A 14415-nucleotide genomic window follows, 5' to 3' on the forward strand; every position below is an offset into this window, starting at 1 on the left:
GGCGGAATCCGACACGAACCGGCGGAGATGAGCCGGTGAACCCCGCGCGAACGCTAGAATCGACGGGTGCCGTCAGCGCTCGGCGGCGCAGCAGTGGTCCACGTGTCGAAGGAGTTCCATGACCGAAGGCAGAGTCATCGATGTCGACGTCTCGGCGGAGATGGAGAGTTCGTACCTCGAGTACGCCTACTCGGTCATCTACTCACGCGCACTGCCCGACGCCCGCGACGGACTCAAACCCGTGCAGCGGCGCATCGTCTACCAGATGGGCGACATGGGGCTGCGCCCCGACCGCGGCCATGTGAAGTCCTCGCGCATCGTCGGCGATGTCATGGGCAAGCTCCATCCCCACGGTGACACCGCGATCTACGACGCCCTCGTTCGGCTCAGCCAGGACTTCATCATGCGCGTCCCGCTCGTCGACGGTCACGGCAACTTCGGCACCCTCGACGACGGTCCCGCGGCCCCCCGCTACACCGAGGCGAGGCTGACGACGGCGTCGATGCAGATGATCGCCGGCCTCGACGAAGAGGTCGTCGACTTCGTCCCCAACTACGACAACACGCTCACCCAGCCCGAAGTCCTGCCGAGCGCGTTCCCCAACCTCCTCATCAACGGCGCCTCGGGCATCGCGGTGGGCATGGCGACGAACATGGCTCCGCACAATCCCGGCGAGGTCATCGCCGCGTGCTGCCACCTCATTCGCAACCCCGAGGCCGATCTCGCCGAGCTCATGCGCTTCATCCCGGGTCCCGATCTGCCCACGGGCGGGCGGATCATCGGACTCGACGGCGTCCGGGAGGCGTACGAGACGGGGCGCGGGACGTTCCGCACCCGTGCGACGGTCTCGATCGAGAACATCAACGCCCGGCGCAAGGGCATCGTCGTCACCGAGCTGCCCTATCTCGTCGGCCCGGAGAAGGTCGTCGCGAAGGTCAAGGACGCGGTCGGAGCGAAGAAGCTCACGGGAATCGCCTCGATCGACGACTACTCGGACCGGAAGAACGGTCTGCGGCTGGTCATCGGGATCAAGAACGGGTTCAACCCCGAGGCGGTGCTCGCCGAGCTCTACCGGCAGACGCCGCTCGAGGAGTCCTTCGGCATCAACAACGTGTGCCTCGTCGAGGGCCAGCCGCGCACCCTCGGGCTGCGCGACCTCCTCACCGTCTACCTCTCCCACCGCATCGACGTCGTGCGTCGGCGCACGGTGTTCCAGCTGCGCAAGGCCAAGGACCGCCTCCACCTCGTCGAGGGTCTGCTCATCGCGATCCTCGACATCGACGAGGTCATCCAGCTCATCCGCTCATCCGATGACGCCGCGACCGCGCGGACCCGGCTGATGGACGTCTTCGATCTCTCGGAGCTCCAGGCCACGTACATCCTCGACCTGCAGCTGCGGCGCCTGACGAAGTTCTCGCGCCTCGAGCTCGAGGCCGAACGCGATGAGCTCAAGAACCGCATCGAGTACCTCGAGGGTCTGCTCGCCGATGAGGCGAAGCTGCGTGAGCTCGTCGCCACCGAACTCGATGCCACCGCTGAGATCATCGGCACCCCGCGCCGGACCGTGCTCATCGAGGGGGCGATGAAGGAGCTCACGGCCAAGGGCAAGAAGGCGCCGGAGAACCTCAAGATCGCCGACGCCCCGACCCGGGTCCTCCTCTCGACCTCGGGTCGCATCGCGCGGACCTCCGATGCCGCGGTGCTCGCCCGGTCGGGCAAGCGGGCCAGCCACGATGCGCTCGTCTCGGAGATCGTGACGACGACGCAGGGCCGGATCGGTGCGGTAACCTCGACCGGTCGGCTCCACATGGTCGATGTCGTCGACCTTCCGGCGCTGCCGCCAGGGGCGGCGCGACCCAATGTCGCCGGCGGGGTGAAGATCGCCGAGTACATGGCGCTGGAGAAGGCCGAGAAGGTCATCGGGCTCATCGACCTCGACCGCGAGTTCCTCCTCGGCACCGCCGAGGGCGTCGTCAAGCGGGTGTCGGTGGCCGGACGGCCGAACAAGTCCGATTGGGATGCGATCGCCCTCAAGGGCAAGGACGCCGTCATCGGCATCGCCCAGCCGCGCGACATCGATGCGTCGCGGGCCGTGTTCGTCACCTCGAACGCCCAGCTGCTCGCCTTCGACGCCTCGGGGCTGCGGGCGCAGGGCTGGAACGCCTCCGGCGTCGCCGGCATCAAACTCGCCGCCGAGGCGACGGCGATCTTCTTCGGCGCCGTCCCCGCCGAGCCCGATGAGGAGATGGCGCTGTCGGTCGTGACGATCGCCAGCGGCGAGAACTTCTACGGTGCCCCGTCGTCGTCGATCAAGGTCAGCGAGTTCGTCGAGTTCCCGACGAAGGGTCGGGCGACCGCCGGTGTGCGGGCCCACAAGTTCCTCAAGGGCGAGACCGAACTCTCGCTTGCGTGGGTCGGCGACTCGCCGCAGGCGGCGGCCTCCGCCGGCGGTGCGCGGACGCTGCCGACCGAGATGTCGAGGCGCGACGGCTCGGGCTCCCCGCTCGAGTCGAAGATCGATGTCATCGGCACGCTCCCCCGCCTCGGCGGTCCGGATGATGTCGCTTCCGCAGGTGGCGGGGATGCCGGCGTCGGTGATGCCGGTGCAGGTTCCGCTGACACCGCGGCGGATTCCGGAGCGGCACAGGCACCGGGCACGGGAGGCCTGGCGACGAGCTTCGACGGCTTCGACCTCGACCTCGACGACGCGCGGGAGGAGATCGCCCGCGCCCGCATCGACACCGACAACGGCGTCATCGTCTCCCACGACGAAGACGACGCTGACGACGATTCAGGCGACGACGGCGACTCCGCGCTCTTCTGAGTTCCAGGGCGCTCTGAGCGCTGATCACTACCCGCAGCGTCACGCACACCGCGCAGCTTCGCGAGAGGCACCCGGAGCTTCACGCACACCGTGCAGCTTCGCGAGAGGCACCCGCAGCTCGACACACTCCACGTGCACGGGTTGTTCATGGAGCTGCGCGTGCGGGGCGCGTGCGCCAATGGCGACGGCGCACGGCGGTAGTGAAAGCGCAACCACCGCGCGTGACGTGGACACCCGACCACCGCGCGTGACGTGGACACCCGAGCCCGGCGTGTGACGTGGACACCCGAGCGGGGCGCGTGACGTGGACACCTGAGCGCGGCGCGCTCTCAACTGCGGGCTCAAGCCTCGGAACTCAGGACCCGGAACTCAGCTCTCGTCGTCGAGGTCGAGCTTCATCCGTGCCGCGGTGCCGCGCAGCATCTGGCAGATGCCCGTCTCCCCGAGACCCTGCAAGGTGAGCGATCCGCGGGGTTCGAAGACGTAGGCGTCGGAGGTCGACAGCACGCGCGCGGTCTCCTCGTCGGTGAAGATCGTTCCGGGTTCGGCGACGGCCGTCAGCCGGGCGGCGAGGTTGACGCTCGATCCGAAGATGTCGCCGAGGCGGGAGAGCACCCTCCCCCACACGAACCCGACCCGCGCCTGGGGCAGATCGGCGGCCGCGGTCACGCGCTCCATGAGGGTCATCGCGATCTCGGCGCCGGCCATCGGGGTCTCGGCGGCGAAGAACACCTCGTCGCCGACGGTCTTGATGATCCGCCCGCCGCCGGTGGCGACGATGTTGTAGCAGATGCCCTGGAACTCCTGGACCATGTTCGCCAGCTGCCTCGGCTCGAGCTTCTGCGACAGCCGCGTGTACGAGACGAGGTCGATGAACCCGACCGCCCGCGCCAGCGGCATCGACGAGTCGTACCAGCCCTGCCGGTTGTCCATCGCGAGACCGTCGGACACGTTGACGTTGAGGCGGCCCATCACCTCGGCGAGGTTGCGCCGCCACGAGTAGACGAGCATCTTCTGCATCGGATCGATGAGATCCTCGATGACCTCGAGCGCCTCCCGCCGGGCCTCGGGCTCGCTCATGCCCTTCTCCTCGGTGAGGTACTCGACGAGCGTCTCCATCTGCCACACGACGAGGCGGTCCGTCGTCTGCCCGATCGCGCGCGCCAGCGACAGCGCCGTCTCCTGATCGATGAGCCCGTCGGCCACCGGCTTCGCCCACATCCGCAGCGCATGCGCATCGCTGACCGTGTACGCCTTGTCATGCTCATCGGTCTGCGACATCCCGAGCGCCCGCCACATCTTCCGCGCCGAGACCGTCGAGATGCCGCCGAGCTTCGCCGCTTCACGACGATCGAGCACGCGCTTCCCGTCGAGGAGGATCTCCTCGAGGCGTTCGGCGGCGCTGCGGGTCTCGTAGATCGGATCGTCGTCGGTGTCCTCGTCGACGATGCTCAGCGCCGAGGTGCGCGGATCCTCGTGCAGGCCACCGAAGAAGTCGGACGACTTCGGCTTCCCGGTCGGATGTGCGGTCGTGTTCGACTCGGAGGCGTCGTCGTCTTCGCCAGACTCCGCTGACCGGATGACCGGCATCACCGAGGTGGCCGGCAGTTCGGCATCGGCCGTGGCCTGGGGTGAGCGCCCGTGATCGTGGTCCTCTGCCGCGGCCCGGTGCGCGGGCTCGTCAGCGTCGGCGGCTTGTGCCGAAGCGTCCTGTGCCGTGACATGGAGTGAGGATACGTCGTCATCGTCGCCCGTAGCCGTGGCCCCGTGCGCGGGCTCGTCAGCGTCGCCATCGGTGTTCGGTGCCGTGGCACGTGGTGCGGAGTTGTCAGCGTCGGCAGCTGATGCCGGCGCGACCGGGGCCGGCGTCGAATCACCGATCGAGGTCGCCGGTGCGGAGTCAGCGGTCGTGGCCGCGGGGGTGACCGGTTCGGGGGCGGGTGTGACCGGTTCCGGCGCGACCTCAGGTTTCGGGGGCGCCGATGCGGCCGGGGTCGGGGATTCCGACGTCGGAGAGGCTTCGGTCGCCGATGACTGTGCGGCACTAGCTTCGACCGCTGCAGTGTCGGTTCCGGTCTGCCGGCTCGGATCGGTCGACACAGGAGTAGCTGCAGACGAGGCCGTCCCGGCAGCTGACGGCGCGTCAGCCGACAGTGTCTGTGTGCGATCCTCGCTCACGGTGTCGAGAGACGCGTCGCGTTCCGCAGACGGTGCGGCACTCGGTTCGCCCGCTGCAGGGTCGGTTCCGGTCGGCCGGCTCGGATCGGTCGACGCAGGAGGCGCGGTGCCGCGGCTGTCAGCAGCGCCCGTGTCCTGGCGACGAGACGGGTCAGCGGCGTGCGAGTCACCCTTGGGTCGGGTGCCGGATGCCTGCGCAGAACCATCCTCGGGTCGAGTGCCGGTGGCCTCAGGTCGGGTGCCGGTGGGTGGCACAGACCCGTCCGCGCGGCCGTCCCCGCGCACGTGCGCGCCGCTGCTCGCCCGCACCACGGGGCGCGACTCCGGGTCGCGTTCGACGATGCCGCCCGTCCGGTCCCGACGAGCCGAGCCGTCACCGGTCATCGCTGCGTCGTCCCACTGTCGGGCGGGGTCGCACTCGCCGCACTGTCCGAGGCACTCGCGGCCCCTGCGTCCGAACCGGCCCCGCCATCCGAACCATTCCCGCTCGCCGAACCGGCCCCCTCGGCCGGTGCGGCCGGGCGCAGATGGTGGACGTCGCCGGCGCTCACGGAGACCGCATCGTCGATGACGAGGTCACCCGTCGCGTCGAGGCCGGTGGCCTCGCCGACGAGGAAGCTGCCGTCGGGTCGTTCGACCTTGACCCGCGTGCCCAGCGTCACCATTCCCGCGCGCACTCTCGCGGCGAACGGACTGCGACCGAAGTCCTCTCCATACTCTGCCAACTCCCTCAGGCCGGGAACAAGTGTGCCGAGAATCGACAGTAGCAACCGTTCATGATCGATCTCTGAACCCGCGACGCCGAGCTCGATCGCCAGTGAGCTCGCGTCCTCCCGCGGCAGGTCCGCAGGCTCGAGGCGCGTGTTCGTCCCCATCCCGAGGACGATGCGCGGACCCTCCGGCGTCGTCTCGATGCGGGCGAGGATCCCGCACAGCTTCCTACCCTCGGCGGTGAGCACATCGTTGGGCCACTTGAGCACGGCGGGCACCCCCGCCTCGGCGATCGCCGCGCGCACCGCCTCTCCGGTGATGAGCGGAATCCAGCCCCACGTGCGCACGGGCGTCGTCGGGGCCAGGAGGATCGAGAACGTCAGCGAGCGGCGCGGCGGCACGGTCCACGTGCGCCCGAGTCGGCCGTGGCCCGCACTCTGGAAATCGGTGCCGAGGATCGTCAGCTCCGCCAGCTCCGCAGCGGGGGCGTCCCCGGCGAGGCCACGGACGACACCTGAGGAGGCGGTCGCCTCGGCGGGATGGTGGACCAGGGCCGCGAGCGCATCGTTCGTCGACGGGCACGACTCGTCCCAGATGACGAGCGGAAGGTCGATTCCGATGGCCTCCGCACGGGCGCGGAGCGATTCGACATCGACGAGGAAGGGCGCGTGTTGGCTGGTCACCAGACCACTCTAGATTCTTTTGGTGGGAGTGCACAATGAACTCGGCTCCCCTCGATAGGGTGGGAGCATGACGGAAACTCCACGCACCACCGCCGATCGCATCGACGCCTTCCTGACGCGTCGCGAGGCGGCCCACACCGGCAACGAGAAGTCGGTGGAGAACCAGCACAAGCGCGGCAAGCAGACGGCCAGGGAACGCATCGACCAGCTCCTCGACGAGGGCTCGTTCCAGGAGATCGACGAATTCGCCCGGCACCACAACACCCAGTTCGGGATGGAGAAGAACCGTCCCGACGGCGACGGCGTGGTGTGCGGTCTGGGCACGATCGACGGGAAGACCGTGGCCGTGTTCGCGCACGACTTCACCGTGCTCGGCGGGTCACTCGCCGAGGCGAACGGCCGGAAGATCGTCAAGGTCCAGAAGCTCGCGCTCAAGCTCGGCTGCCCGATCATCGGCATCAACGACTCCGGCGGCGCCCGCATCCAGGAGGGCGTGGGATCGATCGCGCTGTTCGCCGAGATCTTCCGCCTCAACGTCGCCTCCTCGGGCGTCATCCCCCAGATCTCGCTCATCATGGGACCCTCGGCCGGCGGTGCGGTCTACTCCCCCGCCCTCACCGATGTCACGATCATGGTCGACAAGACCAGCCACATGTACATCACCGGTCCCGACGTCATCAAGACCGTCACCGGTGAGGAGGTCGGCCACGAGGAGCTCGGCGGCGGGCGGACGAACAACACCGTCTCCGGCAACGCCCACTACCTCGCCAGCGACGAGGAGGACGCCCTCAACTACGTCCGCGACCTCCTCTCCTTCCTCCCGCAGAACAACCTCGACCCGGCCGACGCCGACGTCTTCGAGTCCGACCTCGAGCTCACGCCTGAGGACGAGGCGCTCGACACCCTCATGCCGGACTCGCCCTCGCAGCCCTACGACATCCTCGACGTCGTCACCACCGTGCTCGACGACGGCGAATTCCTCCAGGTCTCCGAGCTCTTCGCCCCGAACGTCGTCACCGGCTTCGGCCGTGTCGAAGGGGTGAGCGTCGGCGTCATCGCCAACCAGCCCATGCAGCTGGCCGGCACCCTCGACATCGACGCCTCGGAGAAGGCGGCCCGGTTCGTCCGCCTCTGCGACGCGTTCAACCTGCCGATCCTCACCTTCGTCGACGTGCCGGGATTCCTCCCGGGCACCGACCAGGAGCTCGGCGGCATCATCCGCCGCGGGGCCAAGCTCATCTACGCCTACGGCGAGGCGACGGTTCCGCTCATCACGCTCATCACCCGCAAGGCCTACGGCGGCGCGTACTGCGTCATGGGGTCGAAGCAGCTCGGCGCCGACATCAACCTCGCGTGGCCGTCGGCGCAGATCGCGGTCATGGGCGCCCAGGGCGCGGCGAACATCGTCTACCGCCGCAGGCTCAAGGCCGCCGAGGAAGCTGGTGAGGACGTCGACGCACTCCGCGCCGACCTCATCCAGGACTACGAGGACGCCCTGCTCAACCCGTACCTCGCGGCCGAGGAGGGCTACATCGACGCCGTCATCAAGCCGAGCGAGACCCGCAACCGGATCGTCCGCGCACTGCGTGCCCTGAAGAACAAGCACGTCGACGCGCCGGCGCGCAAGCACGGTAACATCCCCCTATGAGCACGGATGCGCAGTCAGATCCCCGGAGCGCCGAGGCGGTCGGAGCCGACCCGGCGGCGACGGCCCAGGCGGGCGCGTCTGCGAGCGTGCCCTCGATCGAGGATCGCGCGCAGGTGCGCGCCGACGACGGCCAGCCGGTGAGCGACGAGATGGCCAGTGCCGCCGCGGTGGCCGCTGTCGTCGCGATCCGCCAGGTCGCCCTCGCCTATGCCGCTCACCAGGCCGAAGCCCTCGCCGAGGTGGAGACGAAGAAGCACGACCGCGCGGGCTTCAACGCTCCGCGCCGCAACGTCCGCAGGCGTCTCCCGCAGACGTGGACGCAGCCACTCGGCCGCTGAGCGCTGCCGCCTGGCGCTGAGCGCTGTCGTCTGACGCCACTGAGCACTCGCTGATAACCGCCCTCTGCGCCGCACGATTGTTCGGCGCGGAGGGCGTCACTGTTCTGCGCGGAGGGCGTCGTCAGCCGTCGTCGAAGATCGTGCGCAGTTCGTCGAAGAGGTCGTGGATGATCGGCGCCGGATCGCCCTCGACGCGACGCAGACGCACGAAGGTCGCCTTGATTGCCATCATCGCGAGCGCCGCGAGCACCTCGGCCTTCGGTGAGACCGGCGGTCCGTCGTCGACCGTGCACCGGCCGACGGCACCCGGATTCTGCCCACAGCCCGACCCCTCGGCGGCACCGACCCTGTCGAGCCGTCGCTGGATCATCTCGCGGAAGAGGCGTTCGTTCTCGCCCATCCGCGACATCTGCGCCTGCATGAGCGCCGGCTCCTGCTTGAGGATCTGATGGTACTGGTGGCGCTCCTCCCGGTGACTGAGCCGAGTGCGCACGATGCCGGCGAGCAGCCGCTCGAGGTCCTCGAGCAGCCGGCCCGTCGGTCCCCCGGCTTCGAACACGGCGATCGCCGGTTCGTCCTCGTCGTCGAAGACCGTGTCGGCCCGCCCGAGGAGAGCCTCCTCCTTGCTCGCGAAGTAGTTGAAGAAGGTCCGCCGGGAGACCCCGCAGCGCTCGCAGATGTCCTCGATCGTGATGGTCGAGAACCCCTTCTCCAAGGTCAGTTCGATCGCGGCACGACGCAGTGCGCGCTGGCGTTCGCGCTTCTTCCGCTCGCGCAGGCCCTCCTTCGGGGCAGCGCCTTCCTGCGGAGTAGCTCCCTCCCGCGGGGACATCCCCTCCTTCGGGGCGACGGAGTCCTCTCCGGAGTCGACGTGCGCAGGGCTGTCGGTGATCGCCATATCCTCATTCTCCCACTTCGCGCGGCACACCCTCAGGCACCCGGCTCACACGGACACCGGGGTCTCACGCAGGACCCGGGTCCCACACTGCCGACCGGGTCTCACGCCGGCGCTTGCACACGCACCCGGGTCCGCGGGTCCGCGGTGGGGTCTAGTACCCGAGCTTCGCATTCGCAAGGACGGGCAGCGCCTCGGCGGCCTCATCGGCGAGTCCGAGGTCGAGGTCGACGATCTCGAGGGCCTCCTGGCCGCCGAGGGCGACGATGACGTGCCCGAACGGATCGGACACGAGACTGTGCCCGACTCCCGTCGGTCCTTTCGGGGGCACGGCCACGCCGCTGACCTGCGGATCGGCCTGTCCGACGGCGACGACGAACATGTTCGAGTCGACCGCCCGCGCCCGGGCCAGCAGCTCCCACTGCTCGACCTTCCCCGGCCCCGCACCCCACGATGCGGAGACGATGGCCAGCCGCGCGCCTCGGCGGCTGAGTTCGGCGAAGAGCTTGGGGAAGCGGATGTCGTAGCAGATGGCGATGCCGACGTCCTCTCCGCTCAGGGCGACGAGCGCCGGGTCCTCGCCTGCCTCGACGGTGTCGGACTCCTTGAACCCGAACGCGTCGTAGAGGTGGATCTTCGCGTACTCGGTGCGCGTCCCGTCCGGGGCGTAGACGGCGAGGAGGTTGACGACCTTGCCGGCGGAGACTGCGAACTCCCCGACGACGATCGCCGTGTCGGTGTCGGCGGCGAGCAGGGTGAGCGCCTCGCGCCACCCCTCGGATTCGCGTTCGGCGATCTCCCGCAGACCCGACCCGAACGCCGACATCGTCGCCTCGGGGAAGATGACGACCTCGGCACCGGCGGCAGCGGCCCGACCCGTGTAGTCGCGCACCTTCTCGAGGTTGCCGGCGACATCGGTGGTCGTGTTGATCTGGGCGAGTCCGAGCTTCATCCTCATCCTCCGTGGGCAGTCGGTGACGTGCTCTCAGGCTACTCGGATCACCCGCCGAGGTCACCCGACGAATTCGCGTCCCGGCCGGCCACCGCGTCCGCGACCGTGGACGACGAGGTAGACGAGCATCGAGACGACGACGAGACCGGCGCACAGCAGGAACATCCCGCTGCCCCCGGTGATCGGCATGAGCGCGCCGAGGATGATCGGACCGATCCCCGAGCCCGCGTCGAGGAGGAGGAAGAACGAGGCCGTGGCCACCGGGACCCGGGACATCGGCACGGACTTCACGGTGATCGTCTGCGCGCTCGGCATGAGGGAGCCGAAGCCGAAGCCGATGAGGATGCCGGCGATGACGATGCCCGCCGTCGTCGGCCACAGCGCGAGGAGGACGTTGCCGAGGGCGTTGAGGATGAGCACGGGGTAGATGACGACGTTGTCGCCGTAGGCGTCCTGGATCCGCCCGATGAAGAGGCGGGCGACGAGGGAGGCCGCGGCGTAGGCGATGAAGAAGAGGGACGCGGCGCCGGGCACGCCGTTGTCGGCGGCGTAGCCGGCGAGGAAGACGAGGGCCGCAGCGAACGCGACACCGGCGATGAGCATGATGAGCCCGATGCGCAGTCCGTCCCGATCGACCATCGTGCGCGGATGGAGATGCCATTTCGTGTCCCGCTGGGCCTGAGTGAGCTCCTGCTTCGGCAGGTCGAGGAAGAAGCAGAGGACGAGGGAGATGGCCGACATGACCGCCGAGGCGATGAAGAGGACGGTGAAGTCGAATTCGGCGGGCAGGAGCACGCCGAGGTAGGGCCCGAGCGCCGTCGACAGGGTCGTCGCGGTGCCGAAGTAGCCGGTGCCCTCGCCGCGCCGCGAGGCCGGGATGACCGACTGGATGGCCGTCATGATCGCCGTGTTCCCCGCCCCGAAGGCGATGCCGTGAATGAGGCGGATGACGATGAGGAGGGTGAGGGTGTCGGCGGCGATGTAGGCGAGGGAGGCGAGGACGAAGACGGCCATCGAGATGACGAGCAGGGTGCGGCGGCCGATGAAGTCGAGGTACTTGCCGGTGAGGATGCGGGCGACGACGGCGCCGACGATGAAGCTCGAGGAGGCGAAGCCGGCTGCGGCCTGACCGGCGGAGAAGCGCGCGACCGCGTATCCGGCCATCGAGGTCATGAGCAGGTAGAAGACCATGGACATCGTGAGATTGAGGCCGATGCCCACGATGAAGTCCTTGGTCCACAGCTGTGCTCTTGCCACGTTCTCTTCTCTCGCTTCACGGTTGTCCGGCGGTCGGGCTCAACCAGGGTATAGCTTCAGCGAATTCCCAGACGGCGCATTCCAGCCCGTGGCCGTGTGCCTCTCCTCATAGACTGTCGGCCCGGTCACGGGGTGTGTCCGGGCTCATATATGGTGAGGTCATGACTGAGAAGAGAACCCCGTCGGCCGTTGACGCCGTCGCCGAAGAGTACGTCGATCGCTCCCTCGCCCTCTCCCCCTCGCTCGCCCTCTACCTGGGGATCGATGGGGCGAAGGGCTTCGACGACTTCTCGCCCGCCGGCCTCGCCGCCCACCACGAGCTCACCGTCGAGACGCTGGTCAAGCTCGACGAGGTCGAGGCGAGCGCCGACCTCGATGACATCGATCGGGTGACGATCGACGCGATGCGCGACCGCCTCGGCGTCGACCGGGACCTCTACGACGCCGGCTTCCAGCATGCCAGCCTCAATGTCATCGCCTCCCCCGTCCAGGACATGCGCGACATCTTCGACCTCATGCCCACCGCTACCGTCGCCGACTGGGAGACCGTCGACGAGACGCTCGCGGCCATTCCCGCCTCGGTGGCCGGGTACGAGGAGTCGCTGGCCCTGGCCAAGGACCGCGGGCAGGTCGCCGCGCGCATCCAGATCGAGAAGGTCATCGACCAGGTGCAGGCGATCGCCGGGGACGAGTCCCCGTATCTCACCGTCATCGCCGGAGCCGACGACGTCGCCGAGGTGCCCCAGACCCTGCGCGATGACCTGGCATCCCACGCCGAGGCGGCCCGCACCGCATTCGCCGGACTCGCCGATTTCCTCGCCGCCGAGCTCCTCCCGGTCGCCCCGGAGAACGAGGCGGCCGGCCGGACCGCGTACGCCCTGCATTCGCGGGACTTCCTCGGCGCCGAGATCGACTTCGACGAGACGTATGCGTGGGGTCTGGCCGAGCTCGAGCGCATCGACGCCGAGCAGCGGCGCGTCGCCGAGCAGATCATGCCCGGCGTCGACCTCTTCGACGTCATGAAGGCGCTCGACAAGGACCCCGAGCGGATGCTCGTCGGCAAGGAGGCCCTGCGCGAGTGGATGCAGGGAGTCGCCGACGAGGCGATCGCCGAACTCGGGAAGACCCACTTCGACATCCCCGAACCCGTGCGCACGATCGAGTGCATGATCGCGCCCTCGTCGACCGGCGGGATCTACTACACGGGCCCGACCGACGACTTCTCGCGGCCGGGACGGATGTGGTGGTCGGTGCCCGAGGGGGTCACCGAGTTCGCGACGTGGCAGGAGAAGACGACCGTCTACCACGAGGGAGTGCCCGGTCATCACCTCCAGGTGGGGCAGGCGACGTACGTCTCCGACACCCTCAACCGCTGGCGCCGGCTCATGTGCTGGGTCTCCGGGCACGGCGAGGGCTGGGCGCTCTACGCGGAGAAGCTCATGGCCGACCTCGGCTACCTCGACGATCCGGCCGACTACCTCGGGATGCTCGACTCGCAGCGTCTGCGGGCGGCCCGCGTCGTCCTCGACATCGGCTTCCACCTCGGTCTCGAGGCCCCCGAGAGCCTCGGCGGGGGCACATGGGATCGGGAGAAGGCCTGGCAGTTCCTCACCGACAACGTCGCGATGGACCGCAGCTTCCTCGCGTTCGAACTCGACCGCTACCTCGGCTGGCCGGGGCAGGCGCCGAGCTACAAGATCGGCCAGCGCCTGTGGGAGCAGTTCCGCGACGAGGCGGCCGCCGAGGCGGGCGAGGACTTCGACCTCAAGGCCTTCCATTCGAAGGCGCTGGGTCTCGGATCCGTCGGCCTCGACACCCTCGGCCGGGCGATGCGGCGCTGAGGTCACGGCCCCGCCTGTCCGGCATCGGGTGCCCACCGTCCGCGCGACGGTGGGCACCCATGTCCGTGCCCCGCGAAGTGAGAGAATGAGCGCGTGAAGAACAACGACACCCCCCGGTCGGAGACCTTGCGGGTCACCGAGGTGCTGCGCGGGGAGATCATCGACGGTCAGCGGGCGCCCGGCAGCCGCCTCGTCGAACGCAACCTCGCCTCCGAGCTCGGGGTGAGCCGGGTCCCGATCCGGGAGGCGCTCAAGCAGCTCGCGTCCGAGGGGCTCGTGACGCACCGGCCGAACACGTGGGCGACGGTGCGCGAGTTCTCTCCCAGCGATGTCGCCGACCTCGCCGAGGTCCGGCAGGCCTTCGATCTCCTCTCCTTCGAACTCGCCGCTCAGCGTCACACCCGCGAGGGGCTGGAGCGGCTCGAGGCGACGATGACGGCCGGTCGCCGCCAGGCCGAGGCCGGAGACGCCGTGGGGGCGCACCGGTCCGCCGCGGACTTCCACGCCATCGTCACCGAGCTCTCAGGCAACCGGCTCCTCGTCGAGGTCGGAGAGCTCCTCGATTCGCGGATGCGGTGGCAGCTGAGCCAGCATGACGAGCTCGACGTCGTCGCCGCCGAGCATGCCGAGCTCTTCGATGCCATCGCCCACCGCGACCTCGAACGGGTGCGCGCGCTGGCCGCCCACCATCTCGACACGAGCCGGCAGCAGCACGACAAGCACCGCGAACGTCTCGCGCATGAACCGCGGGACCTCTCCGAACCCGGCGGGGCCGCGGATTCGGACTGACCGGGCCTCAGGAGGCCCGGGTGATCGGGTCGTGCCTCGTCACGGCCTGCGGGTCCGACGGGGACGCTCCCGCTGCCGCGGCGAAGGGCCAGCCGTCGAGGCGCTTCGGGCGGGCCGGGGCGTAGGTGCGCACCTTCGACGTCGTCAGCCCCAAGCCGACGAGCGCCTCGGCGAGCCTGACCGCGGCGGCCACACCGTCGACGACGGGCACCGCGCAGCGGTCGACGATCGTCTCGGTGAGGTCGGCCATCCCGCCGCAGCCGAGGACGATGACCTCGGCACGATCGGTCTCGACCGCC

11 protein-coding genes are annotated in these 14415 nt (G+C 69.2%); 5 read left to right on the forward strand and 6 right to left on the reverse strand.

All coding sequences use genetic code 11. The features are described from left to right. Window positions 1-118 precede the first annotated feature (118 nt). Window positions 119-2824, forward strand: coding sequence for a DNA gyrase/topoisomerase IV subunit A (locus tag ABD154_RS11075; protein ID WP_198498368.1), 2706 nt, complete (start codon window positions 119-121; stop codon window positions 2822-2824). A 369-nt stretch (window positions 2825-3193) separates the two neighbouring features. Here ABD154_RS11075 and ABD154_RS11080 read toward each other — a convergent pair whose 3' ends face one another. Continuing rightward, window positions 3194-4924: an adenylate/guanylate cyclase domain-containing protein gene (locus tag ABD154_RS11080; RefSeq protein WP_269780018.1), complete on the reverse strand. Its 1731-nt coding sequence runs from the start codon at window positions 4922-4924 to the stop codon at window positions 3194-3196. 458 nt (window positions 4925-5382) lie between these two features. Beyond that, on the reverse strand, window positions 5383-6396 hold the full coding sequence (locus ABD154_RS11085; protein ID WP_198498367.1) for a biotin--[acetyl-CoA-carboxylase] ligase: 1014 nt from the start codon (window positions 6394-6396) through the stop codon (window positions 5383-5385). Window positions 6397-6463: 67 nt separating this feature from the next. Here ABD154_RS11085 and ABD154_RS11090 point away from each other — a divergent pair, with 67 nt between their 5' ends. Both ABD154_RS11090 and ABD154_RS11095 read left to right on the forward strand, forming a co-directional pair. Further along, on the forward strand, window positions 6464-8044 hold the full coding sequence (locus ABD154_RS11090) for an acyl-CoA carboxylase subunit beta (protein WP_198498366.1): 1581 nt from the start codon (window positions 6464-6466) through the stop codon (window positions 8042-8044). Further along, entirely contained in the window at window positions 8041-8382 is a 342-nt protein-coding gene (locus tag ABD154_RS11095) for a hypothetical protein (RefSeq protein WP_232623547.1), read from the forward strand. Before ABD154_RS11090 ends, ABD154_RS11095 begins: the two co-directional genes overlap by 4 nt. Before the next feature lie 121 nt (window positions 8383-8503). Here ABD154_RS11095 and ABD154_RS11100 read toward each other — a convergent pair whose 3' ends face one another. The 3 genes from ABD154_RS11100 to ABD154_RS11110 form a co-directional block, all read right to left on the reverse strand. Beyond that, window positions 8504-9280 (reverse strand): TetR/AcrR family transcriptional regulator, encoded by a 777-nt coding sequence (locus ABD154_RS11100; RefSeq protein ID WP_232623546.1) that lies wholly within the window; start codon window positions 9278-9280, stop codon window positions 8504-8506. 151 nt (window positions 9281-9431) lie between these two features. After that, window positions 9432-10229 carry a carbon-nitrogen hydrolase family protein gene (locus ABD154_RS11105; RefSeq protein ID WP_198498365.1) on the reverse strand — a complete coding sequence of 266 codons (798 nt, stop codon included), beginning with the start codon at window positions 10227-10229 and terminating at the stop codon, window positions 9432-9434. A 60-nt stretch (window positions 10230-10289) separates the two neighbouring features. Beyond that, the gene (locus tag ABD154_RS11110; protein WP_198498364.1) at window positions 10290-11486 is read right to left on the reverse strand and encodes an MFS transporter; all 1197 of its coding nucleotides are present in this window, start codon (window positions 11484-11486) and stop codon (window positions 10290-10292) included. A gap of 161 nt (window positions 11487-11647) precedes the next feature. Here ABD154_RS11110 and ABD154_RS11115 point away from each other — a divergent pair, with 161 nt between their 5' ends. Together ABD154_RS11115 and ABD154_RS11120 are read left to right on the forward strand one after the other, a co-directional pair. Beyond that, the gene (locus ABD154_RS11115; protein ID WP_344251301.1) at window positions 11648-13327 is read left to right on the forward strand and encodes a DUF885 domain-containing protein; all 1680 of its coding nucleotides are present in this window, start codon (window positions 11648-11650) and stop codon (window positions 13325-13327) included. A gap of 93 nt (window positions 13328-13420) precedes the next feature. Continuing rightward, window positions 13421-14116 carry a GntR family transcriptional regulator gene (locus ABD154_RS11120; RefSeq protein WP_344251302.1) on the forward strand — a complete coding sequence of 232 codons (696 nt, stop codon included), beginning with the start codon at window positions 13421-13423 and terminating at the stop codon, window positions 14114-14116. A gap of 7 nt (window positions 14117-14123) precedes the next feature. On the opposite strand, the gene ABD154_RS11125 is transcribed toward ABD154_RS11120, so the two are convergent. Then, window positions 14124-14415 (reverse strand): aspartate/glutamate racemase family protein (locus ABD154_RS11125; protein WP_344251303.1); only part of this gene is annotated, 292 nt, incomplete at its 5' end.

Origin of the sequence: Brevibacterium sanguinis (genome assembly GCF_039528855.1) — a bacterium.
GTDB classification, from domain to species: domain Bacteria; phylum Actinomycetota; class Actinomycetes; order Actinomycetales; family Brevibacteriaceae; genus Brevibacterium; species Brevibacterium sanguinis.